The organism is Paenibacillus sp. FSL H8-0315 (assembly GCF_038005365.1).
GTDB classification, from domain to species: Bacteria; Bacillota; Bacilli; order Paenibacillales; family Paenibacillaceae; genus Paenibacillus_AQ; species Paenibacillus_AQ odorifer.
On the sequence record NZ_JBBOTA010000001.1, the window covers coordinates 1751106 to 1777044 of the forward strand.

Below are 25939 nucleotides of genomic sequence, written 5' to 3' on the forward strand. Positions count from 1 at the left end.
CTAATCGGAACATGTGTTTGCTAGTATTTTCTAATGTTTTACAAAGGATAAACAGCTACGAGTACAAATAAAAAAAGCAAACCTCCGAATTTTGGCGGCTTGCTTTTTAGAGTGTTTAGTTTGTTTTTAATGCCAGATGTGCAACGTTAGATTGGAGCTGCCAATGTCAGAGCATAGGGTCAATGTTAGACTGTTCAGCGTTCGGCGTTCAATACTCAACACCCCGCACTCAACATTAGCACTCTACACCGATCGTTTTGTAATCCGCATTCCGCACATCATAATTCAATAAGCATCATTCGTTGTTTACCATTTAGTATTCCGAATTTAACATTCAACATTTCGGCTCGGCTTGTTTCATTAATTACTTACGGACCCAGGAGCCGTTATTCGTGGATTCAGTGCTGTTATGGCAGCTTTTCGGACCCCACTGACGCTATTCTTCGAAAATGTGTGACATTACGGGTGTTTTTGGGGCAATAGCGCCTTTGGGGTCCGTAAGAATTCAATAATAGCCTGTTTGCGCTAAATAGAGTCATCTGAGTCCGTTAGCAACTCCTTGCATTACAGTCGACTCACGACCACCCTACGTCCAGCCCGTTTATCCTACTTGTTACTTGGCACTGTAAACCTTTTTGACCTTCAGGCTTATTTTTTACTCCGCACTTCAAAAATCGCAAACTTCAGATAGTGTCCTTCGTTAACGCCAAGTATTTGTGGGTGGTCTTTGCCTGCGGCCCGCCATTCCACAAGTCTCAGCACCTTGCCAGCATCTTTAGCCGCATCGGCAATCGTTTCGAGGAACAGATCTGGCTGCATATGGTAAGAACAGCTTGCGGTAACCAAATAGCCGCCTTCGTTCACCAGCTTCATCCCGTGCAGATTGATATCCTTGTAACCACGACAAGCGCCAGCTACTGCACTTTTGGTTTTGGCAAACGCCGGAGGGTCCAGGATGACTACATCCCAAGTTCTTCCTCCACCTGCTGTCATCGGCTTGGATGTGTCGGTTTTGGCTGTTTTGCCTCCGGTTTTAGGATTTGCAGCAGCTGCTGCCGTCTCTGTTCCACTTGCAACTGTCGCCCGTTCAGAACGTTCCTCTAGTCCTTTAACCTGATTCCGTAGATATGCAAAAGCATCATCCACTACGAATTCAACACGATCGCTAAAGCCGTTCAGCTCCACATTCACTTTGGCACTCTCAATGGCGTGTGCTGAAACATCAAGGCAGGTTACTTTTTTCGCGCCATACTTGCAGGCATGCAGCGTGAAGCTGCCCGTATGCGAGAAGCATTCCAGCACTGTCGCACCGTCCCAATAAGGGAACGTTACATGTTTGCCGCTCTTATTAACTGGTAAGGTCTGTAGTGAACCATCCTCAGTTTCAATTTCCTGTAGCGTAATGCCGCTTCGTCCTCCCCACCCTTTCATGAGCGGAGCAATGGAAGCTCTATTCTCACGTTGGTCAAAGAAGTAACCTGTCTTCTGGCCCTCTTCAATATCAACGACTAGCTTCAGGCCATTCTCGCTCACGGTTACATGCCTTGGACATTCCCCGTACAGCACACCCGTTGTCTGCTCCATACCTTCAAGCTCGCGCACACTAACATCACTGCGCTCATAGATTCCGCGCGGTGCCATAACCTGCACCAATGCTTCGACGATTTCTGCACGCCGCTTGTCCATTCCGAGGGTAAGCAGCTGCACAACCAAAATATCTCCGAATCGATCTACAATAAGCCCCGGCAAAAAGTCCGCTTCACCATAAACCAAGCGATAAGCATCCGCACCCGGAAGGAACCGGTTTCTGTGTTGCAGACAATTCGCAAACCGTTCTGCAAAAAAGGCTGTATCCATGATCGCAAGGGGTCCCTGCGATACAATTCTTACCCGAATCTGTGACGCTGGATTGTAATATCCCACGGCCAAAAATCGGCCCTGATGATTAAGGACATCTACTAATCCCCCCGCTTCCGGATTCCCTTCTACCGATGCGACTTCACCTGCATAGACCCATGGATGGCCCTGTTCCAGTCTTTTTTTGCGATTGCGTTCTAAAATAACCGATGGCAATGACTTCAACTCCCTGTTTTTCTAAAAATGTTTTTATACATGTCCCATGCAATACATTCATATATTGGTGTACAACCCTCGTCCAAAGGAGTATGCCCTATGTTCAGTGATTTGCTGTTCCCTATCATATATGGTCTTGTTATCTTTCTAGCCGGCATGAAGCTGATGGAAACGGCGTTGTCCAAGCTAGCAGGCCCTCTATTAACTACAAGCCTAAATAGAGCTACCTCAACACCTATTAAAGGAATGATTGCCAGCAGCCTGTTGTCCGCCTTACTCCAGAGCAGTACTGCTGTAACGGTGTTGACTATCGGCATGGTCAATGCCGGCCTGCTTACCTATGCCCGCACACTTGGCATTATCCTGGGCAGCAACATCGGCACCACATTAACTACAGAATTGATCGGACTTCAGATCAATACCATGGCCACGCCCTTGCTGGCAGCCTCGCTCAGTCTGTGGGCAGCGGCAGTTATTGCAGGCGAACTGCCGCCTACATCGCGAGTGGCAGAGCTCTGCCACAAAATATCCCCGCCGCTGCAATTTATCAGTCTGGCTGTATCAGGCTTCTCCCTCGTCCTATGGGGCATCGCTGTCATGCAGTCTATCGGCGGAATACTTCAGGAAAGTGGCTTATTCCTCTGGTTCCTAAACCATGCCGCTACTAGTGCCTTATGGGGGCTCGCCGCTGGAGCGTGCCTAACAGCCATGCTCCATAGCAGCGCTGCTGTCATAGCTATGGCTATGAGCATTGCCGCCTCGGGTGCCATGCCGCCTGAGCTAGGTATAGCCATTGTGCTGGGCGCCAACGTAGGCACCTGTGTCACAGCGGTCATCGCTTCCATCGGCGGCACGCCATCCGGCGTCTTCGTCGCTTGGTCCCATGTTGCGCTTAATGTAGGCGGTGCACTACTATTCTTGCCCATGATCGGGCTGCTACAAGCAAGTGCTGCATGGATTGGTGGAGGCCCTGCTTCACAAATCGCCCACGCCCAGACCATTTTCAACGTAGTCTGCTCACTTCTAGCACTGCCATTATGCTACCTGCCTATATGGTCAAAACTGGAGAAACGTCTTCAGTCTTAACAAAAAGGTGCCGTTTATTATAATCCCAGCTTTCCACAACTGTACTATTATACTTCAATCGAAAATATTATAAAACCGCGAACCGTCGTAAAAAGTGATCACTGTCGAGAAAATTCCAATCAGCGCAAACAAAGCCAATGCAAAATAATCGTCTCTCGTGAACGGGCGACGGCTATACCAAGTTCGTTTGGTCTCAGTGCCAAAACCGCGCAGCTCCATAGCGGTACTGATATTTTCAATCCGCTCGATACTAGTCAGAATTAGGGGCATCAGAATCGAAATGATATTTTTTAGCCGCTTAGGCAGCTTTTCTTTTCTAGAAATATCTATTCCCCTTGCTTGAGCAGAAAACGATATATTCTCATAATCTCGTTGAATATCCGGAATGTACCGCAGTGCCAGCGATACAGAATATGCAATTTTATAGTTCACTCCAACTCTATTTAAGGATGCTGCAAATTCACTGGGATTGGTCGTTAGAAGAAATAATAATGCCATAGGAATGACCACCGCATATTTCAGGGCAATATTGAATTGATAAAATAGCTGCTCCCAAGTTACCGTATACCGGCCTGCAATATGCATAATATCATGACGTGTCCCGTAAACACGTACGCCCTCCAAAGGAGAAAAGATAAAGATAGCTATATGATTAAGCAAAAAGAAAATCAAGATGAAATATAATACGAAAGCATAATCCTGAAATTGAACTTTGGAAATTCTAAAGGCAAGCAAACTAAATAACAGCATCACAATTAGACATCTTGTATCATATGTAATCATCCCCGTCACAGACCACACTACAAATAAAATCAACTTCGTAGCGCCGGTAAGACGGTGAATAGGTGAATCCTGCTTCGTAAAAGTTAACATTTTGGCCTTCATCCGCCTCGGCTCCTCCTATCATACGCAATAAACCTTCTAACGAACTCCTCCGGTTGTTTCAATCCAGCTTTTATAGCTAGGGCAAAAAGCGAGGTTTCTTTCAAGTTCGCTTTTTTCACCACATCAGTATTCGTTAATATTCGCTCAGGGCTATCATCCGCAAGCTTCACGCCATCAGCTAACACTATAGCTCTATCGGCATATTCCAGCATCAAGTGCATATCATGCGTAATCATAATGACCGTCATCCCCTGCCCCCGCAGCGTCAAGAGAAACTCCATCATTTCGTTATAATGCCTGTAATCCTGAGCAGCAGTCGGTTCATCCAAAATGATCACTTCCGGCTCCAGTACCAGAATGGCGGCAATCGTGACCCGTTTCTTCTGGCCGTAACTGAGCGCCGAGATCGGCCAGCTGCGAAAAAAATAAAGTCCGCACACCTTCAAGACTTGATGGACGCGTTCACGAACGAGCTCCTCAGGGCAACCTCGGAGTCTTAGTCCTAGGGCAACCTCATCATATAAAAGTGTCTTAGAAATCATATGATTGGGATTTTGCATAACAAAACCAATCCGCTCTGCCCGCTCCTTAATCGTGTCCTGAGCAATATCACGCCCATGCATCCGTATTGATCCGGAAGTAGGTTTATAGAATCCACAAATCAGCTTAGAAACTGTAGATTTCCCAGCCCCATTTCGCCCCGCTATACAGACCATCTCTCCTTTATGAATACAGAGATTGAGCTTATCCAGCACCTGCTGATTTTTTTCGTATCCAAAAGAAATATCTCTTAGCTCAAGGATGGGTGGGTTCTCCAGCTTATCCTGGCGTGACTGATTGCACTCATACCAGATCTTAAGTTTATTAGAACACGCCTCCAACTGAATATCGTTCACATGCTGCGGATTCATATTTGCTGTAATCGAACATCCGGCATACTTCAAAGCCGTTAAATAGAGAGGTTCCCGAATGCCAACTTCTGAAAGCAACGTTGTGCTCAACAATTCTGCAGCCGGCATATCCGCCGCAATACGTCCTTCATGGATCACAATAATACGATCCACCGCCCGATGCAGCACCTCTTCAAGACGATGCTCGATCATAATAACGGTTTTACCTGTCTCTTTATGCACTCGATCAATAAGCTCAATCGCTTTTGTACCTGTATAAGGATCTAAGCTTGCCAGCGGTTCATCAAAGAGCAGGATGTCCACATCACCTACCAGAACACCTGCCAAGGACGTTTTTTGCTTTTGTCCACCCGATAACTCCTGAGGAGAAGAGGCCAGAAATTCGTGGATATCCACCGCTCTTGCGGCAGCCGCCACTTTGCTCTTCATTTCTGTCTGTTGAACCACATGGTTCTCTAAACTGAAGGCGATATCCTCACCAACCGTTAATCCTACAAATTGTCCATCCGGGTCCTGCAATACGGTACCTACCTGATTGGACAGCTCTGCGATACTCAGATCCTTCTGCTCCTGGCCTATAACCCGTAATGAACCTGATATTTCCCCTCTGTAAGCAAAAGGGATGAGACCATTAATGCAATGAGCCAGTGTACTTTTCCCAGAACCTGAGGGTCCCACGATAAGCACCTTCTCCCCTTCAACAATCGTTAAGTTAATCCCCTGTAGTGTGGGTTCCTGCTGCGCCCGATATTGAAAGCTGAAATCCTTAAATTCAATCATTACTTTTTTCATCTGAGACCTTCCTCTGGGTTAATGTGAAGAGAAAAAAGCCGGTGATTTCCACCGGCTTTTTAGCTTGGATTTGTATTCCACTCAAGCTTCTCTAGTCAAGCTGCCCTGTTTCGTTCTTGTCTTAGCATACGCAATGGCTAGTAAAGATCCGATCACTGCCACCGAAGCTATATTTAATGCACCTGCGGTCAGTCCTTGCGTAAATACTTTATTAGCGGGTTCTGCATAGATCAGAATATCCAACACTGGGGCTACAAGGAACCAAGCTACAGCATTCGCTGCAATCTGAGCCAGGTTAAAGCGTATTATTTCCTTCCGTCCGAATTCCCCGTCATGAATAGCGATTCTAGCTACTAACAAGCCAATAACCAGCCCTACAATTCCTGATGATATGACCCAACTGAACCATGGCGATCCATAAGATATCGTATCCTTCAGGGTATGCCCGATCAGGCCTATAAATAATCCGGCAAACGGGCCGTACAATAGGGAGAACAATGCCAGTAATGCGTATGTAGTCTCGATGTTAGTGTTTGGAATACCCGAAGGAATCGAGCCGAATCTCCCCAATATAACGAATAAAGCAGAACCAATACCAATCGCTACAATCGTCTTGATCGACAACACCTTTTGTTTTGCCATGTTTTCATCTCCCCCAACGCATCTATTATGTTTTATGTGATTATACATCGGAATAGTCGGAATTACTATAGAATCCAAATAAAAAATCTGCAAAGCAACATAATGTTGGCTTTGCAGATTCATAGTTGATAATTCAGATCCTATTCTCTATTACTTCACTGTCACTGATACTGTAACTGTTTTGCCGCCTAGCTTTCCTTTAATGGATGTCGTTCCTTTACTCACAGCAACAATCTGACCACTTGCAGATACTCTCGCTACAGAAGGCTTGGAGCTGGTCCATACCGCACTTCCAGTAACAACAGCAGTCTTACCAGTATCATACTGTGCAGTCACAACTACATTCTGAACGGCTCCCGGAGCCATTTTCAGTCTGCTTTCATTAACGGTCAGCTTTGTTAATTTAGGAACTACAGTAATTTTGACACTAGCAGCAATCCCTTGGTAAGATCCTGTCAACGTAGCAGTACCTTCTGTTACTGCTTTAACGGTTGTAGCTTTAACCGTAGCAACCGCCTCGTTTGAGGACTCCCAATTCATACTGCTGGAGACATTCCCTGTCTTACCATTAGAATAATAAGCCGTTACCTTTATCGCTTTAGAGCCTTTAATGTTCATTTCGATAGCAGTAGGTTCTACAACTAGCTTAGTAACCTTTTGTTCAATGGTAACTGGGATACTGATGGTTTTATTAGCGTAAGTTCCCTTTAAAGTAGCAGAACCCTTCACCAGTCCTTTGATTACCTTACCGGAAGTTGTTGTCTTGATAATCGCATTCGTACCGGTAAGCTCCCATTCCATAGTTGCAGTAGCATCAAGTTCACTGCCGTTTTCCATCACAGCTTTTACTTCAGGAACAGCCTTCTCTTCACCAGTAACAATCACCAGGTTTTCTTCTGGTCCAAGCAAGACAAGGACTTTATCTTTCACTGTAACCTTTACTTCAACACTTTTTTCTCTTACAGCAGTTTTTGAAGTCGTTGGGTTTTCTGATTTTATTTTACCGATAACCTTCACAATACCTGCCGATTCAGCTACAATCTTGCCGTCTTTAATGGTGGCAATCTCATCATCCGCAGAGGTCCACTCAATATCACTGCTAAGATCTAGCTTTGTTCCGTCAAGCTTTGTACCATTTACTTTTGGAAGGCTTACGGTGTCATCTGTGTAAAGCTCCAGTTCCGTCTTGTCGGCTGCCAGTTCTGTGATCGTAGGATACACTGTCAGCTTAAAGCTTTTATTAATTCCTCTGTACTCTGCTTTAATAACCGAAGTTCCCACTGCTTTAGCAGTCACTGCCGCAGTATCGCTACCAGGCGTAACGGTTGCCGCCAATTGATTATCCGAAGTCCATACTGCGCTGCCTGAAATGTTCGGAGTAGAATTCGCAGCATCGCGAACCTCAGCCTTAACGTTCAGGGTTTCGCCCATAAACAGGAATTGATCTCCTGTAGGAGTAAGTAGTAGCGCTTCATAAGGAGCACGTACATATACGTCTACTGTTTGTGTAATCCCCAGATAGGACACTGTAATTACAGCTTTACCAGCAGACAACACTTTGATCTCGCCTTTGTCTACTGTAGCTACACTAGCACTAGAAGAGGACCATTCCGCTTTCTCTGAAATATCATTTGCGCTGGATTTTGTAGTTTCTTTAGTCTCTGCAACCAACTTCAAAGGTGCATCTCCGACTAGCATCTCTAGTTCTTTAACGATTTTGTCGTCATGTTTAAGCTCAATTTCAGAATAAGGCAATTTCACTACAGCCTTAAAGGTTGCTGTTAAGGTCTTGTATTTGGCAGTGATCGTTGCTGTACCTTCACCAGCCAAAGTGATCTTACCTTCTGCAATGGTCAACACGCTTGTGTTGGAGCTGCTCCAAGTAGTATCAGCCGTTACATCCTTAGCAGAAGTCGCTGTTTCTCCACCAATCGCATTGGCTTTGACCAGCAGTTTATCCTCATCATCACCCAATTTGTAGTTCCCTTCAGAACTATATTCGAGCTTCAGTTCTTTAACAGGATGGGCTACCTCAACTTCAATGGTAGCAAGTGCATGATTATAAGTCGCTGTAATAATAGCTTTTCCACTGTCAATCGGAGTCAATAGGCCATTTACTACCTTTACAGCGTTTGTGTTAGAAGAATTCCATACAACTGCACCTGTCACATCTTTTTTAGATGAGGACCCTTCCACATTCGCATATACCTTAAGTTGCTTTGGCGTTTGTCCAACCGTAAGCTCTACTTTAGCGGAGCTTTCGAATTCAATCGAGTTGATATCACCGGTCGCTGCAAAGACACTTACCGGAAAAACCGCAGTAGCTAACAATATCATGATGAGGAGCATTTTCGTCATTTTCCTGTACACAGTCATTTGTTCTCTCCCTTAGGCTATAATGTCGTTCGGTGGTTTATCCCCACACTCTTTTACTTATATCGACAATTGTACCCTAAGTGTTTACCCCCTGGCTCTATAAAGCGAAATTCGGGACTTTCAGACTAGATAATACGGTAAAGGTTGATCAAAATATTAGGAAGTAATATGCTAACTACTAAATTCTTTCTTGAAACAAGGGGGCTACGATGAGTGCAGAGAACGTCCAACTAGAAGCAATCCCGTCTCCTAAACAGGAAGATAGCTTCCTTAAAGGGGTAAAAGATTGTATTCCCACACTACTAGGCTACTTAAGCATCGGACTTGCAGCAGGTGTTGTTCAAAAGACAGCCGGGCTCAGCATTGCTGAGATTGCCTTAATCAGCTTGATTCTTTACGCGGGCTCAGCTCAGTTTATAGCTGCTGGAATGATAGCTGTCAGCAGCTCGCCTGCGGCCATTATTATTACGATATTTATCGTGAATCTTCGCCATATTTTGCTTAGTGCAGCTCTTTCACCTTATTTCCGCCATCTTTCCCCACTGAGAAATATGCTGGTTGGTTCTTTATTGACTGATGAGACCTTTGGAGTTGCCATCAATCAAGCTTTGAATAAGCAGCAAATCAGTGAAAAATGGATGCACGGTCTAAATCTCACCGCTTATTTAAATTGGTTTCTTGCGAATGTAGCGGGAGCTTTTTTAGCCCAGTGGATCTCAGACCCTGATCAATTCGGTTTACAGTTTGCCTTACCTGCGATGTTTATTGGCATTCTTGTAATTTCCATGATTGACCGTAATAAAATCAAACTAGATTTGGTTGTCGCAATCCTTGCCGTGATCATAGCAGTAGGAAGCTCCTTCCTATTCTCCAGCAGTGTTGGAGTGATTATCGCTACAGTCATTGCGTCAACAATAGGGATGGTGTTTGAAAAATGGAAGTGAGATGGGATGTATTTCTGATCATTCTAGGAGCAGCTTTTGTGACCTTTATTCCCAGGGTGGCTCCGCTCATGATCCTTAGCCGGTTTGAATTGCCAGAATGGGGAATGCGCTGGTTAAACTATGTTCCTATCTCTGTTATGGCAGCATTAATAGGTCAGGAGATTTTTTTGAATGATGGGAAATTTTCGTCTTTAGCTAATAACATTGAGCTTTTTGCGGCATTGCCTACTTTTTTGATTGCGATAAAAACCCGGAGCTTGCTAGGCACTGTACTGGCGGGGATTGTTTCAATCATGATCCTACGGATGTTTTTTTGATCCACTTCTACGCGTATGAAGTCACTATCGGACACAGTTGACCTTATTCGCAGCATTATCCCACTTTTGGAACACTAACGGACACCATAGTCGCTATTGTCATGAAAAACACCTATTATGAACCACTTTCTAAGGAATAGCTGCACTGGAGTCCGAAACTAAGCATAAAAGGCAAAAAAAATGCAAATAACGCCATCTGGGTCCGAAAGCATCATGAGATTGTTATGAATTGGTGGTCTAGGCAGCAATAACTAAAAACAGAGCAGCCCTTCCCCGCTAACGGGAAAATGGCTGCTCTGTTGTCTTTTACTAATATCTATTGCTAAACGGATATCAATTGCTTAACGGACAGCCTGCTGAAGCCCAGTCTGACTAACCCCGACCAACTCACCGCGGCATTCGTTCACGCCAGCTTCCGTTATCTTCACCTGACAAAGTTCTCCTTGGAGTGAATCTTCTCCATCAAAGAACACCTGCAAATAGTTGTCGCTAAATCCATGCTGGATATTGCGCCCCGGCGCCCCTTTAGCAGCTCTTTCCGGAATAACACTTAATGTCTGGCCTACAAATTTGCGAGCATAAGCTATTTGCATTTCTTCCGAAAGATCAATCAGTTCCTGCACGCGTACATTTTTGATTTCTTCGTCGATCTGATTCTCCATCCGCGCTGCCGGAGTGCCCGTCCGCTTGGAGTAAGGGAATACGTGCATCTCGGAGTAATTAATAGCCTTCATGAAGTCGTAGCCGGCACGGAACATTTCCTCGGTCTCCCCCGGGAACCCAACGATAACATCCGTAGTAATCCCGACATCTGGCATCGCCTGACGGATCAGCTGCATTTTGGCGTAATATTCTTCTGTCGTATATTTACGGCGCATCGCTTTCAGCACATCATTATGTCCGGCTTGCAGCGGGATATGCAGATGACGGCACATTTTAGAGGAACGGTTCAGCACCTCCAGCAGCTTCTCATCGATCTGGCTAGCTTCGATAGAACTGATACGTACCCGCTCCAGTCCATCCACCTTATCTAGATCCCACAGCAAATCGGCTAGACGGTAATTATCAAGATCGTCACCGTAACCACCGGTATGAATACCCGTGAGAACAAATTCCTTATACCCTGCTTCTACTAATTGATGTGCCTGGGTTACGATACTTTTGGGATCACGGCTGCGGGAAAGTCCACGCGACCATGGAATGATGCAGAATGTGCAGAAGTTGTTGCAGCCATCCTGAATCTTCATAAAAGCACGCGTCCGATCCGCAAAGCCAGGTACATCCATCTCTTCGAATTCACGTGTCTTCATAATATTACGAACAGCGTTGACCGGCTGACGTGAGGCTTCAATGTTCTTTACATGCGTCATGATCTGATCGCGGTCCTGGTTACCAATAACAAGATCGACACCAGGAATATCAAGAATCTCACCAGGAGAGGTCTGCGCATAGCAGCCAGTAACCGCCACGATAGCTTCCGGATTGCGGCGAACGGCACGACGAATCATTTGACGGCTTTTTTTGTCACCTGTATTAGTTACAGTACAAGTATTAATCAGATATACATCGGCGGGTCCCTCAAAATCGACCTGCTCGTAACCTTCATTTTTGAATAGCTGCCAGATGGCTTCGGTGTCATAAAAATTCACTTTACAACCTAAAGTATAAAATGCTACGGATGGCATCTCTTAAGCTCCTCCCATTTCTCCCGATTCATATAAAATACAAGCAGCGGCAACCATGCCCGCTGTCTCACAGCGCAGAATACGCCGTCCTAGTCCTACGGAAACCGCACCAGCTTCTTCTGCCTTTTGGCATTCCTCTGGTGTAAACCCCCCTTCAGGACCTACCACAATCAGTACCTTCCCACCAGCCTGCGGTGAAAGCGAGGATAACCAAGGGGCAACACTGCTGCGAAGCTGCAAGCCTTCTTCTTTTTCATAACAGAAATAAACAGCATCATATTCACTAAAAGTCTGTAGCAGCTGCTTCCAGGATAACGGTGAGCCTACAGCCGGAACGATGTTCCGGTGTGCCTGCTCGGCAGCTTCTTTACAAATTTTACGCCAGCGGTCCAGCCGCTTACTTTCCTTGCGTTCATCGTATTGTACAATCGTGCGCTCCGACAGAAAAGGAATAAAACCAACGGCTCCAATTTCTGTACACTTTTGAATGACAGTTTCCATCTTATCGGCCTTGGGTAAGCTCTGAGCCACTGTGATTTTTATCCGCGGTTCATGCGTCATCTCCAGGGTTTCCAGGATGTTCACTGTCACTTCCCCTATTTCGATCTGAGCAATCTCCACTAACGCTTCACGGGAGACGCCATCGCTGACAATAAGCTTGTCCCCAACCTTACCGCGCATGACTTTGGTAATATGCCTTGCATCTTCCCCGTCAACTCTAACGTTATCTGCACCAAACTGCTCTGGTGTAACAAAATATCGCTGCATCTCTTCATCATCCTGTTCATGAATTCAGTAAGAAGAAACGGTAAAGACGCCTTAATAAAGACGTCACCCGTTTCTTAGAGAAATATAACTATGGATCAGGCGAAATTTAACTATCCTATTTTTCAACAAATTACATAATACAATGTTTAAGCAGGGTTGACCAGACTTCAGTCCCTACCTTAGCTGCCAAACATTCTTAGGAATAGCTGCACAAATGTTCTCGACATTTCACTAGCCCAGTGGCCAAGAGGATCGATGGTATAGGTTCGTAACCCTGGAATAAACAGAATTAATAAAAAGATAAATACAGCCCATTGCTCAAATTGCTGTAATCTGCCCCGAATGGAGCGAGGAGCAATATCCTCCACAATCCGGTAGCCATCCAGCGGAGGCAATGGAATCAGATTGAACAAGAATAAAAAGAAGTTCCATTGAATAAAGGTGCCAAAGAACAGATACACTGCCTCTAAAACGCGATCATTGGAGATCGACTCTAATACACCGGTTGCCGCAAGCACCCCATATATTAAAGCACCAATAATCCCTAGTAACAGGTTACTGATTGGGCCCGCAGCAGACACAATGACTCCCATCAGACGGGGGCGGCTAAAGTTATCACGGTTTACAGGAACTGGACGTGCCCACCCGAAACCAGCAACCAGCAGCAGTAAAATACCAAAAAAATCGAAGTGTACAGCAGGGTTAAGCGTCATGCGTCCTAATAATCTAGCGGTAGGGTCACCGAACTTATTTGCGAAATAAGCATGACTGAATTCATGTACTGTAAAAGCAATTAAAATCGTAATGAGCAGAAAAGGAAGCTGATCCAGATCTACACGTATTATACTTTGCAATATATCCATTTTTACCTCTTTCCGGCTGTAAATGCCACCCAATCTTCTTCACGGGATACTTCCATAATCTCAAAGCCGGACTCTTGTAGTGCGTTAGCCACAAGTCCTTCTTTATCCTTATAAATACCGGAGGTAATATACAAGCCTCCTGGCTGAAGTGCACGATACACATCATCCGTAAACAATACGATGATTTCTGCCAAAATATTCGCAACTACAATCTTCACCGGGAGTGTAACGCCGAGGCTATCCTCTGTTACTTGCTCCGCAGGTGTTCCCTCAAGAGTGTGACCCGGTCTAGCGGATGGCCACATTTCTCCAGCAGCCGTGTCAGCTACACCTTCACCGCCTAGCAAGGAGAGCAGGTCGCTTTCTTTTACCGTAATGAACTTTTCAAGTTTATTCAGTGCTACATTCTCCCGCGCACTTTCAACAGCTACAGGGTCCAAATCTAACGCCAGCACGGATTTCGCACCGAGCAGCATTGCACCTACAGCCAATATTCCTGAACCCGTACCAACATCGATTACTTCTTCGCCGCCGCTAATATTCTTCTCGAGCGCACGCAGGCACAAAGCTGTTGTAGGGTGAGTCCCTGTACCAAATGCCATACCAGGGTCCAGCTCAATGATTGCTTCATCTGGGCTCTCAGGCGTATATTCCTCCCAAGTTGGTTTAATCGTGAGACGCTCCGATACCCTGAGCGGTTTAAAATATTGCTTCCAAGCATGCGCCCATTCGTCTTCATCTACGGTTTTCCAAGAAATCAGCGATTTGCCCGGATCAATGCCGTACTCACGCAATTCTGCTACCCGTGGAGTCAGTTCTTCTATAACAGCATCCATATCCGTGGAATCGGCATAATAACCTTTGATTACCGCTTCCCCTTCTGGGATATCATTCAAGGGTTGGTCGTATAATTCACCGTAACGCGTATTCCGTTCTTTACTGAGTGTTCCGGATTCTTCAATAGAAACCCCACCCGCTCCTGCTTCATATAAAAAATTCGAAATCATTTCTTGTGCATCTTCTGTTGTATGTATCGTCACTTCATGCCATAACATCTTTATGTGATCCTCCTAAAGTTTTGTGAGCGTTAGCTTCATTGATTAACTTCGTGCAAAACTGGCTTCGTAAGCATAGGCTTAGTTTTGTGAGCATTCGCTTCATAGTATAACATTTCTTCTTGGGGTAACGCCAAACTACAGATCAACGCTCTGCCATGCCCGGACTGCTCCTGCAAAAGCAATCGAGCGAATGATCATCTACCATCCCCGATGCCTGCATAAAAGCATAACATATGGTAGAGCCGACAAACTTCATGCCTCGCTTTTTTAATGCTTTACTCATTGCGTCAGACTGAGCCGTCGAAGCAGGAACATCCGCACGTGTCTTCCAATGGTTAAGCGTAGGCGCGCCCCCCACAAAGCTCCAGAGATAATCTGAAAAGCTGCCTGTTTCCGCACTAATTTGCAAATATACTTTTGCATTACGAATGATAGAATCAATCTTTAAGCGATTTCTAATAATCCCGGGATCGTTCATCAGCTCAGCAATTTTCGGCTCATCATAATGCACAATTTTTTCCGGATCAAATCCATCAAATACCTCTCTGTAATGTGCCCGTTTTTTTAAGACGGTGTACCAGCTTAACCCTGCCTGCATGCCTTCGAGCATAAGTAATTCAAACAGCTTCCGGTCATCATACAGAGGTTTTCCCCACTCTTCATCATGGTATGCGATATATAAAGGATCCTCATTAACCCAAGCACAGCGAGTGATTTCCATCCTTTTCTCTCCTTTACGCTAATCCTTGCTGAGTCCACTCAGCATCTACTCACTGTAAACGAAAAAAAGGGAAGAACACAAGGTTCCTCCCTAAAAAAAATTTTCTATGGCCGCAGCTGCACTCTTGTTTCTTTATCCGGATCGTCAGTCGTATAGAAGAATATATAAATAGAAGCTTCTGTACCTTTGAAACCCTTGTAAACATCAATGGCCTTATTGTTTCCATCCCCAGTGAAATTAACGGTCAGAGGTTTACCTAAAATACGCTCTTTCCCCAGTCCGATATGGGTCTGGTTAATTCCACCGAAGCGAGCATCTTCACTTTCAGTCTCTACATAAAGATCGGCACCCTGCATATAGTACGTCCATTTTACCGGGTATCCGCTAAGCTGCTGGATAAGCGTCTGTTTCTTTTCAGATATATTCGTCAACAGAAGTGGTGTTTTTTCGTCCTTGTTAATTTTATAGCTGCCGTGCTGAGTCACCTTGTATTTAGCAACAAAGGTAATTGGCGTCTCTTCTGTGATTTCAAGGTCAACTGGCCGCTCAAAACGAAGCACTGTTAATTCCGGCTCACCTTCTGGAGATCTCCAGAAATTGCCCTCCAGCGTCTTGCCTGCTACTTCAAGAGTAGACTTTTGATACGGGAAATTATTGCCTTTCTCTTTACTTCTAATAGCGATTCGAATTTGAGTAGGCGTCACTACCATTTTCTCCAGCGTGTAATTAGGTTCGCCCTCTTCTAGCGGCAGATTCAATGAGGTATTTATGGTCCCGCTCTCCATCTGCTTTTTGCTTAGTTGAAGATCAAAAGCTAGGGGCCCCTCAACCTTTTTCTCTTGTTTCATGTACTGCAGCTTGTAATTCACTTCTCCGCTGGAAATATCAGCCGCCTTAAAATATTGCTGGGACGTATATTCCCCGTTTTCTCCCGGTGTACCGAAAGCACCTCCAGCCAGCGAATTTATGAGCGTTCCGTTTTTGTAAGCGACTATATTTGGAAAGGCCCATTCTTTTGTTTCTGGCTGATCAAAAATGATCGCTGAAGAGAATAATATTTTTTCTTGTCCTTGGGTAAAAGGTTTCACCTCTATGCTGCGCATTCCTTCCTGTCCAATAGGAAAATTTTGTGTCTCCTGCGATTGGATATCCAGCGGTAAATCTAACTCCTGTGTGCTAAAGGCTTGCAGATTATCTGCAACTAGTTGCACATTCACAGTATCCTTTTTCGGTGTCCAATCACTCTCGAAATATCCGTTGTAATGTTGATTTTTCTCATCCCATAACACATAACTGAACTCACTAGGACCATTCGCCTCATCTGCGCCCTTCAAAGTCATTCCATTAACATTCCAATTTTCATTTTCCAAGCGTTTTCCTACATCCAAAGTGAATAAGATAACCGTCCGATTCTCATCCACAATCGCTGTATGTAGCTTCAGAGTTACTCCATCCTGCGTCACTGACTGGTTCAGTTGTTGTCCGAGATTTTGGGCCAGCGCTGCTTGAACGCCTCCTCTCCCATGGAGCAAATTATCCCAATCATAATGCACTGCTGCATATACGGGTGCCGCTGCAATAAGTACTGAAAATGAAGCCACCACAGCTATTTTACTCCAGTTTCTCCCTCTGTTCCCGCTACCATTCGCCATACGAAGTTGTAGGGGAGTCATTGTACTGTTTTCTTGCTCTAAACGTCCCCACATGCGTTCAAAATCTGGATAAGGCACGCCTTTATCTTCATTTAAACGATGCTCCAGCATATTTTCTAACTTTTTCAAAAGCTTCGCCCTCCTTTAGTTCAAGTTGAACCCCAGCCTCCTGCAGGATTCTCCTCATTACCGTTAGCCCTTTATGCAGCCTAGATTTGGTCGTTCCAAGTGGAATGGACAGCAGATCCGAAATTTCAGCCAGACTGAAATCATGCATATACCTAAGTGTGAGCACCATCCTAAGTTTGATAGGGACCTTGCTCATATATTGCGCCCACTCGACCTCCGTCTCACGCTGCTCAATCTGCTGCTCCACAGCTGTTTCTGCCGTTTTATTAAAGAAATGAAGGTTGTCCGTAATCTTCTGTTGTAAAGTCCGTTTTCGTTTCAAATGATTGAGGCAATGGTTGACCGTTATTTTCATAATCCAAGCCTTGATATGCTCCACGTGCTCACGATTACTGCGAAATACGGTAATAAAGACATCCTGAGTCAAATCCTCTGCATCCGCCGCGTCATGCACCATATAGTAGCAAGTCCGGTATACATCTTTATTGTAGGTTTCAAATAACTCCCGGTTACTCTCCAAATTTTACGCCCTCCTTTCTTGACTGAGATATCTATATGACAACCAATCCTTGGAAAAGGTTCGTTTTTCTGAGCATAAACTATCGCTACTCTTAAAGACATAGAGAAAATCAAACAGGCTTAATAATCTGAATGAAGCAAATGGAGGAAGGACAATGACTCTTTTAACTACTGGTCCGATAGAAAACAATGTTAACTCAGAAAACAACACAAGACTTACACAACAGGTCACTGTCAAAACTGCTAATGGTAGCGGTCAGATTGCTTCCACAGTTCTGATCGAAGGCTACTACATGAATGCAGAAAGAATTCAATATGTAGGCGATCTGCTAGATGTGATGCCAAATCAGGTAATAACTAAAAATTATTTTGCGGATTTTGATACCTTCGATTTTTTTTCACAACTGCTAGTTTGCCAGACCATCCAATCCAAATCTCATTTTGGGGTAAAGACAGTGCAGAGAAATTAGTAGCCCCGCATCGATTAGCTACAGCAGAATTACTCGGATATGGGGCAACTGGGGGGACGGGGGGCTAAAGGTGGGACTGGCTCTGATGGGGCGATTGGGGACACCGGAGTTACTAAGGTTAGTGTTACTGTAGACGGAGTCATCACAAATCATAGATATATGATTCCTACCTTGATTGTTAACAAAATCGGATAATACCAACAATAAAAGGGTCCATCTCTTTCAAGTAGGAGACCGACCCTTTTTTGCTGATATTCAATCTATCAACATACATATTAACAATTAAAGGATATCCATAACCTCGCGCGCTTGTGTGTCGAGATTTTGTGCAGAAGAAGCAATCTTCGAAAAATCCTCCAACGCTACCAGAACCTGCTGCTGACTATCTTCTATATTTTCTTGCACTTGATTTGTTCCTATAGAGATCTTTCCAATTTCCAGCGTGATCGCATCCACACTATCCCGTACCTTTATGATCGAATCTTGTACCATGGAAGATAATTTTCTCACTTCTTTTGCCACTACGTCAAAACCTCGGCCATACTCCCCCGCATGAGCTGCTTCAATAGCTGCATTTAGGGCTAATAATTGCGTTTGCGAAGCAATATCGCGAATCGTTTGCACGATGCTATGAATCGATACAGCTTGCTTTTCAAGATTAGCTAGAGTATGTGTATTTTCTATCGATACTTCGGCGATTTTGTTGATGCTTCGTAATAATTCTTGACTGCGCTCAATACCTAAATCTGCTCTTTGATTCAAGCTGTCTGCCATCTCTTGCATCCGTTGCACAACATTACTCATGTTACTTTGTCTTTGGGTGATATTAGTTGCTATTTTAGATACTCCGATGACTTGTTCATTGCTTTCATCAAATACTGGCATGTAGGTTGCTTCAAGCCAAACCGCATTTCCTTTCGAATCCATTCGTTCGATCTTATCCTGAAAACTCTTCCCTGTAAAAAGATCCTGCCAAAACTGTTCGTAACCTGGGCTATCTGCGAAATGTGGAAAACAGAACTCTTTATGATGCATTCCGTACATTTCATCTTTTTTATATCCCATGGAATTTGCAAAAACTTCATTCACATAAGCTACCCGGCGATCAAGGTCAAACCGGATAATAGCTAAATTTCTTTCTAAAGATCTAACAACAAGCTCATCAGTAACTCCTTGAGAGTGTACCAGCCCCATTCTAATTCCCCCTGAAAAAATTCAATAGTTGATTGGTCGTAGCTAGTATATTCGAACAATTATACATCCTTAATCTGTAGTGTGATATTAGCTATATTACTTAAAATATTTATAACATCTGCAGACGTTAATATACTTGAAAGTGATGATAATTAGGGTAAACATCCCTAATGATGTGCAAGATTCGAAGGTTGATCTATCATTTAGGGAAATACTCCCCAAAAACTCATGAAATCAGGCCTTTTTCTATCTTTTCGAGCGTTTTTTAGGGATGTTTTCCCTGAAAACTCATTTTTTCGAGCATTTAGAGAAAAATAGAGGGAGGTTTTCCCTAATTTCATTTTCCAACAGAAAAGTATCTACAGCTACGTCGACTATGAGACCCCAAAATTCTTCTTAGCATTAGCCTTACTTATAAGCTAAAAGCTTGCCCTAACTTAGTTCGTTTTTACTGATCCATTACCAAAAACCCCAGCTGCAAATATCAGCTAGGGTTCAAACTCTCAATTTCATTTTCAAATTCCTATCATTCTCAATCCCATGTAGCAAAGTATGGAAGTTCCTCCGATTCAAATGCACTCCAGCCAGACTGCGGCGCAGCAAGCCACGCCTACCCTCGCCTTCATGCAACAGTTGTCTGCGACCTGTACGAATATTTTCCTTCTCCCATTGTACACACATTCAAAATTATCTTACTTATTGGATTTATAATCTTTTATTTTAATCCCCAAAACCATATCCTTCTGATATGCGTCAGCTTGCTTCAAACCAATAATCCTTGGGTCTGAAGGGTAGTGACGTTCAAGATATAACAAAAATGCGTGATGAAACCTAATTTCAGCATCCAATTTATTCAGTTCGTTCGGATGATTCTCTAGTTCGGTTAATTCTGCTTCCCATCGATACAAATCGCTCGCCTCAGAGCGCTCCATACGAACCTTCTCTGTCAGCTCCCCCAACTCACGATAGGCCCGTTTTACTTTTGGAGAGTACAACTGCTTCTGGTTCAAATAGGTTAATAATGCGATCAATAAGGCTAATCCTGTCCACAAAATAACGTTATCCATCTTTTCCCCCCACACTTAAGCTCTTCGCCCTAATTATACATGCCCAAACGCAAAAATACCCCACAAAGTGAGGTATCCGCCTTAGCTTTTTTAGCTGCTATTCTTTCTTCATAATCTCATTCAGCTGACGTTTGTCCGCTTCTTGTGCGCGATCCTGAGCTTCAATATCATCAAGATCGGCTTCCGCCGCCGAGAATTCTACATCCTCCGCTTTAGCTTCGTATAACATTTTCAATTTCTCCGTCTTGGAGAAGATTTGTGAGTTCTCTCTATCCATTATTTGTCTCCTTCCTTCTTATTAATGAGTGCCTGATCAGACCATCCCGCCTGCTTCTTCAATTAAGCGCAGAGCCTGATCGTAGGACTCCGTATGCACAATAACCGTAAGCAAAATATCTCTCCCCGTTGGACCACCGTTACCACCATGACTCATCCCGCTAGAGCTGGTGTCCGCAGCTGCAAGTATGCCTGTGTGTGCATGCTCAGCAGTCATGGAGTCCATTCTGGCCACATTGCCTGTCACCGGATTTACCCCTGAGCTAAAGCTGGTACCTCCATATCTACTGAAGCGATCAATGGAAACTTCAATGGCCCGAAGTGCACGAAGCTTGCGCGCGACCCCTTCGGCTTCCTCTGGACTTTTAAAATATGCCAAAATATATCTTTCCGACATCTTATCCCCGCTCTCGCTTGAAATTCAGACATCTGTTGCATTCATTTATATTGTCTTAATTTCACTTGTTTTATGCTCTGATTTTCTTATATTCCACTTATCTACTGGGAATTCGACATTTTCCTCAACGCTTCGCTGCAATATGGTACTAAAGTTGTATATTCGATTTGAAGTTATAGCTGTAGAATAAATTTAATTTTCATAATTTTTTACATTTTATTTTGAGGAGGAGAACCACAGACACATTGCAATACAAAAAAATTCATTTGGGAGGATGAACTTATTTGAAACGTACCTTTAAACACTCTATTCAAAGATTTGGTATTGGAGCGGCAAGCTTCGGACTGGCTGTGTCTGTTCTTTTTCCATCAGCTGCATTTGCGAACTCATCCCTTGAATCTTCAACCCTGGTTACTGATGTACAATCTCAAAGTGTGACCCCTCATAACTATGCTGGAGTACTCAAAGGTTCAGCACCAGTTTCAGTAATTGTGGAATTGACTAATAAACCAGTCAGTGTGTATGTAAATGAGGCAAAAACTTATTCTTTACGATCCTCAGTCTCCTCACAACGCAGTAAAATTATCACAGAGCATAAAAGCTTTATTTCCTCAACACAGAAAATCGATGCCGATATCGGTTTTGAATACAGTGAGATTTTTAACGGGTATTCCATTACGCTGCCAGCCAATCAAGTAAACAAGCTGTTAGAGCTTCCAGGCGTTGCGGCTATCTATCCAAATGAAGAAGTACATGCACTAGCAGACAGTGTTGAAGTGGCGACATTACCTGTTACACGTTCCTATTCAGACAGCGGTAAGCTAATAGGCGCGGACAAACTACATGATTTAGGTTACACAGGCAAAGATATACAGGTAGCTGTTGTCGATACTGGTATTGATAAGAATCACCCTTTGTTAAAAGATAATTATAAAGGCGGCTATGATGTATATGATCAGGATGACGATCCGGCTGAAACAGCCCCTGATGCTAACTTCCCTCCAAGAGCAGGTACTCCTTACGAAACCTCGCATGGTACACACGTTGCCGGGACAATTTTAGATGTGGCACCTGAGGTAGAATTGTATGCGTATCGCGTACTTGGTCCCTATGGATCTGGTTCCACAGCGGATGTAATTGCGGGTATTGAGAAAGCGGTCGATGACGGAGCAGATGTTATTAACCTATCTCTAGGCTCTAGTGTCAACCAAAGCTATTCCGCGAGTTCAATCGCGATAGACAATACCGTAAAATCGGGCGTGAACGTTATTATTGCCGCCGGTAACGCTGGACCGGATGCAGGAACACTGGGCGAACCCGCTGGTGCCCAACTCGCGCTTAGTGTTGGAGCTTCTACTACTCCGATAAATACCCCTTTCTTTGATATTGGTGATGTTAAAAAGATTCCCGGGACATTAGCCAGTTACTCCCCAGATTTAATCGATAATATTGCTGGCAGTAAGATCGTTTTCGCTGGTCTTGGGAGTCCTTCCGATTACAAAAATCTGGATGTCAAAGATAAGGTAGTGCTTGTTGATCGGGGCTCGCTGAGCTTCTCAGACAAATCTCTTAATGCCAAAGCTGCTGGTGCGAAGCTTTTGCTGATTGCCAATAATGAGCCTGGTGAAATCAGCCCCACCCTTGGTGCGCCTGGGGATTACATTCCTACCTACGGAATCAGTCAAGCCGATGGCAAAAAAATAAAAACTCAGATGGCTGCTGCTAAAGATATAATCAGTTACTATATAGCGCTTGAAGTAAATCAGTTAGCAAACTTCAGTTCTATGGGTCCAGGGATGCCCGATTATCTAATAAAACCTGATGTTGTAGCGCCCGGAGTCAATATCAACTCGACGATCCCTAGCTGGGATGGGAACTATGACCATGCTTTCGGCTTAAAAAATGGCACTAGCATGGCAACCCCACATGTTGTAGGAGCTGTGGCTTTGTTACTGAGTAAAAACTCTGATCTGAAGCCAAATGAAATTAAAGCTCTGTTGATGAACAATGCTGATCCTATTTTTAACCGTGATGGGAATTCTTACTCCTTGTACCAACAAGGTGCAGGTTTAATTAATCTGGAGAAGTCGATAAACGCTAAATCCATTGCTAAAGTCGGTGAGATCCTTAACAGCGGTCTTCCGGGTACTGTTGAAATCCCTTATTACACAGGTTCCTTATCCTTCGGCTTACAGCCAAAGGGTGTTACTGTAACGAAAGCTGTCTATGTAGAGGACTTTAAAGGAAACGGAGAAACATACACCCTGTCCACCAAATGGCTGACAGAAGCTCCTACTGATATTAGTATTGATTTTGCACCAAACAGCGTTACCTCAGGGGCAGATCAATATGCACAATTTACACTCAATGTATCTAAAACAGCAAAAGAGGGCGCATATGAAGGCATCCTGTTACTTACCTCTGATACAGAAACCCTTCGTCTGCCATTTAACGTTGTTGTAGGTGACCAATTTAATGTAGCACCTATTAATCAGCTCTCTTTTGAAAGTCCACAAATTTCACCTAATGGTGATGGTCGCTCAGACGACACCACCTTTACCTTTTCTGTCAATGAAGAGCTGGAAGGCATAAGTTTCGTTGCCTCTTCAAAAGATGCTCCCGCAACAGTTTTAGGTGAAGTTTATGCGATCGATGAGAAGATCTATCGTGGTGTATACGAAGTTCCAAATTGGGATGGAACATTAACAGACCTGGAGACCTCCGCCAAGTCTACTTTAGCAGATGGTCACTACTACATCATTCCTGTGCTTCCCAATGGGCAACTGCTCGAGAAACAAAAGGCCGAGTTCACAATTGATACCGAGAAGCCGCTAGTTTCCGGCATCACCATTGAGGAGTATGAACGCGAAGCGCCAACCGATCCTGGCGTGGCACAAATTAGTGGTTTCATTGATGATGACCTAATGGCCTATTATATTTCTAATACAAACCCTATTGGAAACTGGTTTACCGTATATGCCGAAGGCAAACATTATGATGGGAATGCTTATAAATTTGGCGGTGTGATTGCAAATAACGGTGCCTTTACCATTGATGTTCCTGTTAACGAGGGGCTAAATGAGTACAAAGTCCATGTGGTCGATAAAGTTGGCAATGGTGCAGACGACGATGATTACGTTCAGCGGCTGCTTTATAGCACAGGGGACGGTACTTTCACAGTAACTCCGGCTCTTTCTGCATCCACCATTGAAGTAGGACAATCTGTGACCGTTAATTTAGATTATTCCGTGACAGATGAGGTTTATGGCGTCTATGGGGCTTCATTCGGTGTCATATACGATGATTCCCTTGAAACACCGGTAATCCAGCCAAGCGTACAGCTGGTTACGTATCAAGAGGAGCATTTCTCTAGTGTTCCACTTACAGAATATTCACAAACGTATGATCTTGGAGACGGCCAAAAACTGACACAATATAGTGTCAATCTGTCAGGAGGTGCTTATCACGGCTCTGGCTCACTAGCCCAAATAACCTTCGAACCAGCAACAGCAGGAGATTATTCCTTTGAGCTATATGATGTCCAGATTTGGAATGATGCCACAACATCAACTATCCCATCTGGTTTGAGAACAGTAAGTGTAACTGTAAACACACCTGAAAAACCTACACCAACGCCGACACCGACACCAACGCCAACGCCGACACCAACGCCAACACCAACACCATCAGCAACGCCAGATCCAACAGAAACACCAACACCGACACCAACACCATCGCCTACATCGCCTCCATCTTCTGAGTCGTATGTACCTACAGCAACCAGCACTCCCACTCCTGGACCTTCTTCGAAATCCGGGAAGCTAGTAGAGACAGCCGATCCAGCTGGTGGTAAAGCTTCAGCGGTGTTTAATATCTTAGATACTGCATTAACAAATTCGATTCAGAATGCAAAAGATAAGACTTCTGTACTTGATCTTAGCGATGTGAATTTCAATAAGTATAGCCAAGTCGTTATTACGCTTACCCCGGCGCAAGCTGAACAGTTGAAGAAATCGGAGAATGCACTCAGCCTTAACGGTAATGGATTCAATGTTCTTATTCCAGCGGCAACCCTTCCGGATTTCATTAGCAGCAGTGGTTTGTTGCTTACGATAAGTCTGGCTGATGCTAGTGATGCAGCAGTGTTATCAGGAAGCTCAGCTGCGATCAATATTGGTTCTTCCATTCTTACCATCAAAAATGGTTGGACAACCGGAAAGCCGGTTACCCTTCAGCTTAATCTAAAAGACAGCAGTCTACGTGATGCTCGAAAAACTGCCGCCTATGCAGAAACAAAGGATCATAAATGGTCCTATCTGCAACCTGGATCTTTCTCTAAAGAAGGTATTCTACAGTTTACAGTTACTGGCGACGGCTCTTATAGCGTTGCATCCCGTAATGTAAGCTTCAAGGATATCGGCACACACTGGGCTAAAGGCGATATCGAAGTTCTTGCTGCTCATGGCATCATTGCCGGCAAAGGAACCGATGGCAGCTTCAAGCCTGCTGACACCTTAAATCAAGCGGAACTGTTAACGCTCTTCGACCGTCTACTCGGAAAAGGTGACACATGGAATACTCGTATCAAACAAAGTGGTTCACGCGATGTGCTGACTCGCGAAGAAGCAGCCCTTATCATTGCTGAGGCCCTAGGCGCTGATCTTACAGTAGCTAAGACTCCTTTGAGCTTTAAGGATGCCGATAACATCGCTGCAGAAGCACGAAACGCCGTAGCCTATGCTGTAAGCAAAGGTTATCTCAAGGGCGTTGGTGCGGACAACTTCAATCCACAAGGCACTCTGACTCGTGCACAAGCAGCAACGATTCTGAGCCGTGTGTTTGAGGACCTACGTTCTTAAACAGTATCTAGTTGAACTCTCAAAGAAAGCCCCAGCAGCCATTTGGCTGCTGGGGCTTTCTCGTCTTAAGGTCACTTCTGCGGCGTATACGAGGCAACTATCGGACACAGTTGCACTTAAACGCTGATTTATGCGACTTTTACCATGCCAACGGACCCCATAGTCGCAATTAGCACGAAAGACACCAAATATGAGCGTGTTACTAGGCAATAGCTGCACTGGAGTCCGAAACTTCGCACAAAAGGAGAAAAATGT

Annotated in this window: 22 protein-coding genes; 6 read left to right on the top strand and 16 right to left on the bottom strand. The window is 44.4% G+C overall.

The features are described 5' to 3' along the window. Positions 1–648: 648 nt before the first annotated feature. Entirely contained in the window at positions 649–2073 is a 1425-nt protein-coding gene (locus MHB56_RS07585) for a class I SAM-dependent rRNA methyltransferase (protein ID WP_248549502.1), read from the bottom strand. A gap of 99 nt (positions 2074–2172) precedes the next feature. Between MHB56_RS07585 and MHB56_RS07590 the strand changes: the two genes are divergently transcribed. After that, on the top strand, positions 2173–3159 hold the full coding sequence (locus tag MHB56_RS07590; RefSeq protein WP_248549501.1) for a Na/Pi cotransporter family protein: 987 nt from the start codon (positions 2173–2175) through the stop codon (positions 3157–3159). 54 nt (positions 3160–3213) lie between these two features. Here the strand turns inward: MHB56_RS07590 and MHB56_RS07595 are convergent, their stop codons facing one another. The 4 genes from MHB56_RS07595 to MHB56_RS07610 form a co-directional block, all read right to left on the bottom strand. Continuing rightward, entirely contained in the window at positions 3214–4044 is an 831-nt protein-coding gene (locus MHB56_RS07595) for an energy-coupling factor transporter transmembrane component T family protein (RefSeq protein ID WP_076128979.1), read from the bottom strand. After that, on the bottom strand, positions 4041–5747 hold the full coding sequence (locus MHB56_RS07600) for an ABC transporter ATP-binding protein (RefSeq protein WP_248549500.1): 1707 nt from the start codon (positions 5745–5747) through the stop codon (positions 4041–4043). The genes MHB56_RS07595 and MHB56_RS07600 overlap by 4 nt, the downstream gene beginning before the upstream one ends. Before the next feature lie 81 nt (positions 5748–5828). Beyond that, entirely contained in the window at positions 5829–6389 is a 561-nt protein-coding gene (locus MHB56_RS07605) for an ECF-type riboflavin transporter substrate-binding protein (RefSeq protein ID WP_076128974.1), read from the bottom strand. A gap of 150 nt (positions 6390–6539) precedes the next feature. Further along, positions 6540–8765 carry an Ig-like domain-containing protein gene (locus MHB56_RS07610; protein WP_076278796.1) on the bottom strand — a complete coding sequence of 742 codons (2226 nt, stop codon included), beginning with the start codon at positions 8763–8765 and terminating at the stop codon, positions 6540–6542. A 209-nt stretch (positions 8766–8974) separates the two neighbouring features. On the opposite strand from MHB56_RS07610, the gene MHB56_RS07615 reads away from it, so the two are divergent. After that, the gene (locus tag MHB56_RS07615) at positions 8975–9709 is read left to right on the top strand and encodes an AzlC family ABC transporter permease (protein ID WP_036683898.1); all 735 of its coding nucleotides are present in this window, start codon (positions 8975–8977) and stop codon (positions 9707–9709) included. Beyond that, on the top strand, positions 9700–10026 hold the full coding sequence (locus MHB56_RS07620) for an AzlD domain-containing protein (protein WP_076304270.1): 327 nt from the start codon (positions 9700–9702) through the stop codon (positions 10024–10026). Before MHB56_RS07615 ends, MHB56_RS07620 begins: the two co-directional genes overlap by 10 nt. 341 nt (positions 10027–10367) lie before the next feature. Here the strand turns inward: MHB56_RS07620 and mtaB are convergent, their stop codons facing one another. The 7 genes from mtaB to MHB56_RS07655 all read right to left on the bottom strand — a co-directional run bounded on the left by mtaB (position 10368) and on the right by MHB56_RS07655 (position 17422). Beyond that, on the bottom strand, positions 10368–11711 hold the full coding sequence (gene mtaB / locus MHB56_RS07625) for a tRNA (N(6)-L-threonylcarbamoyladenosine(37)-C(2))-methylthiotransferase MtaB (protein ID WP_339169344.1): 1344 nt from the start codon (positions 11709–11711) through the stop codon (positions 10368–10370). Between the two features lie 3 nt (positions 11712–11714). Then, complete coding sequence (locus MHB56_RS07630; RefSeq protein WP_341143439.1) at positions 11715–12479, bottom strand: RsmE family RNA methyltransferase; 765 nt, start codon at positions 12477–12479, stop codon at positions 11715–11717. A gap of 179 nt (positions 12480–12658) precedes the next feature. Further along, entirely contained in the window at positions 12659–13342 is a 684-nt protein-coding gene (locus tag MHB56_RS07635; protein WP_076128966.1) for a site-2 protease family protein, read from the bottom strand. 2 nt (positions 13343–13344) lie between these two features. Further along, positions 13345–14397: a 50S ribosomal protein L11 methyltransferase gene (gene prmA, locus MHB56_RS07640; protein WP_036683907.1), complete on the bottom strand. Its 1053-nt coding sequence runs from the start codon at positions 14395–14397 to the stop codon at positions 13345–13347. A gap of 145 nt (positions 14398–14542) precedes the next feature. Beyond that, on the bottom strand, positions 14543–15121 hold the full coding sequence (locus tag MHB56_RS07645; RefSeq protein WP_076220294.1) for a DNA-3-methyladenine glycosylase I: 579 nt from the start codon (positions 15119–15121) through the stop codon (positions 14543–14545). A 104-nt stretch (positions 15122–15225) separates the two neighbouring features. After that, the gene (locus MHB56_RS07650) at positions 15226–16902 is read right to left on the bottom strand and encodes a DUF4179 domain-containing protein (protein WP_341143440.1); all 1677 of its coding nucleotides are present in this window, start codon (positions 16900–16902) and stop codon (positions 15226–15228) included. Further along, positions 16862–17422 carry an RNA polymerase sigma factor gene (locus MHB56_RS07655; protein ID WP_076192119.1) on the bottom strand — a complete coding sequence of 187 codons (561 nt, stop codon included), beginning with the start codon at positions 17420–17422 and terminating at the stop codon, positions 16862–16864. Before MHB56_RS07655 ends, MHB56_RS07650 begins: the two co-directional genes overlap by 41 nt. A gap of 154 nt (positions 17423–17576) precedes the next feature. On the opposite strand from MHB56_RS07655, the gene MHB56_RS07660 reads away from it, so the two are divergent. Both MHB56_RS07660 and MHB56_RS07665 read left to right on the top strand, forming a co-directional pair. Then, entirely contained in the window at positions 17577–17891 is a 315-nt protein-coding gene (locus MHB56_RS07660; RefSeq protein WP_341143441.1) for a hypothetical protein, read from the top strand. A gap of 39 nt (positions 17892–17930) precedes the next feature. Continuing rightward, a complete protein-coding gene (locus MHB56_RS07665; RefSeq protein WP_179088332.1) occupies positions 17931–18086 on the top strand; it encodes a hypothetical protein in 156 nt (51 codons plus the stop codon). 87 nt (positions 18087–18173) lie between these two features. Here the strand turns inward: MHB56_RS07665 and MHB56_RS07670 are convergent, their stop codons facing one another. From MHB56_RS07670 to MHB56_RS07685, 4 genes are all read right to left on the bottom strand, one after another. After that, positions 18174–19085 carry a methyl-accepting chemotaxis protein gene (locus tag MHB56_RS07670; protein WP_341143442.1) on the bottom strand — a complete coding sequence of 304 codons (912 nt, stop codon included), beginning with the start codon at positions 19083–19085 and terminating at the stop codon, positions 18174–18176. Between the two features lie 692 nt (positions 19086–19777). Beyond that, a complete protein-coding gene (locus MHB56_RS07675) occupies positions 19778–20152 on the bottom strand; it encodes a hypothetical protein (protein ID WP_341143443.1) in 375 nt (124 codons plus the stop codon). 97 nt (positions 20153–20249) lie between these two features. Continuing rightward, positions 20250–20429 (bottom strand): YfhD family protein, encoded by a 180-nt coding sequence (locus MHB56_RS07680; RefSeq protein WP_036683923.1) that lies wholly within the window; start codon positions 20427–20429, stop codon positions 20250–20252. A 36-nt stretch (positions 20430–20465) separates the two neighbouring features. Beyond that, on the bottom strand, positions 20466–20825 hold the full coding sequence (locus MHB56_RS07685; protein WP_036683926.1) for a hypothetical protein: 360 nt from the start codon (positions 20823–20825) through the stop codon (positions 20466–20468). Between the two features lie 284 nt (positions 20826–21109). Between MHB56_RS07685 and MHB56_RS07690 the strand changes: the two genes are divergently transcribed. Next, a complete protein-coding gene (locus MHB56_RS07690; protein WP_341143444.1) occupies positions 21110–25684 on the top strand; it encodes a S8 family serine peptidase in 4575 nt (1524 codons plus the stop codon). Positions 25685–25939 lie beyond the last annotated feature (255 nt).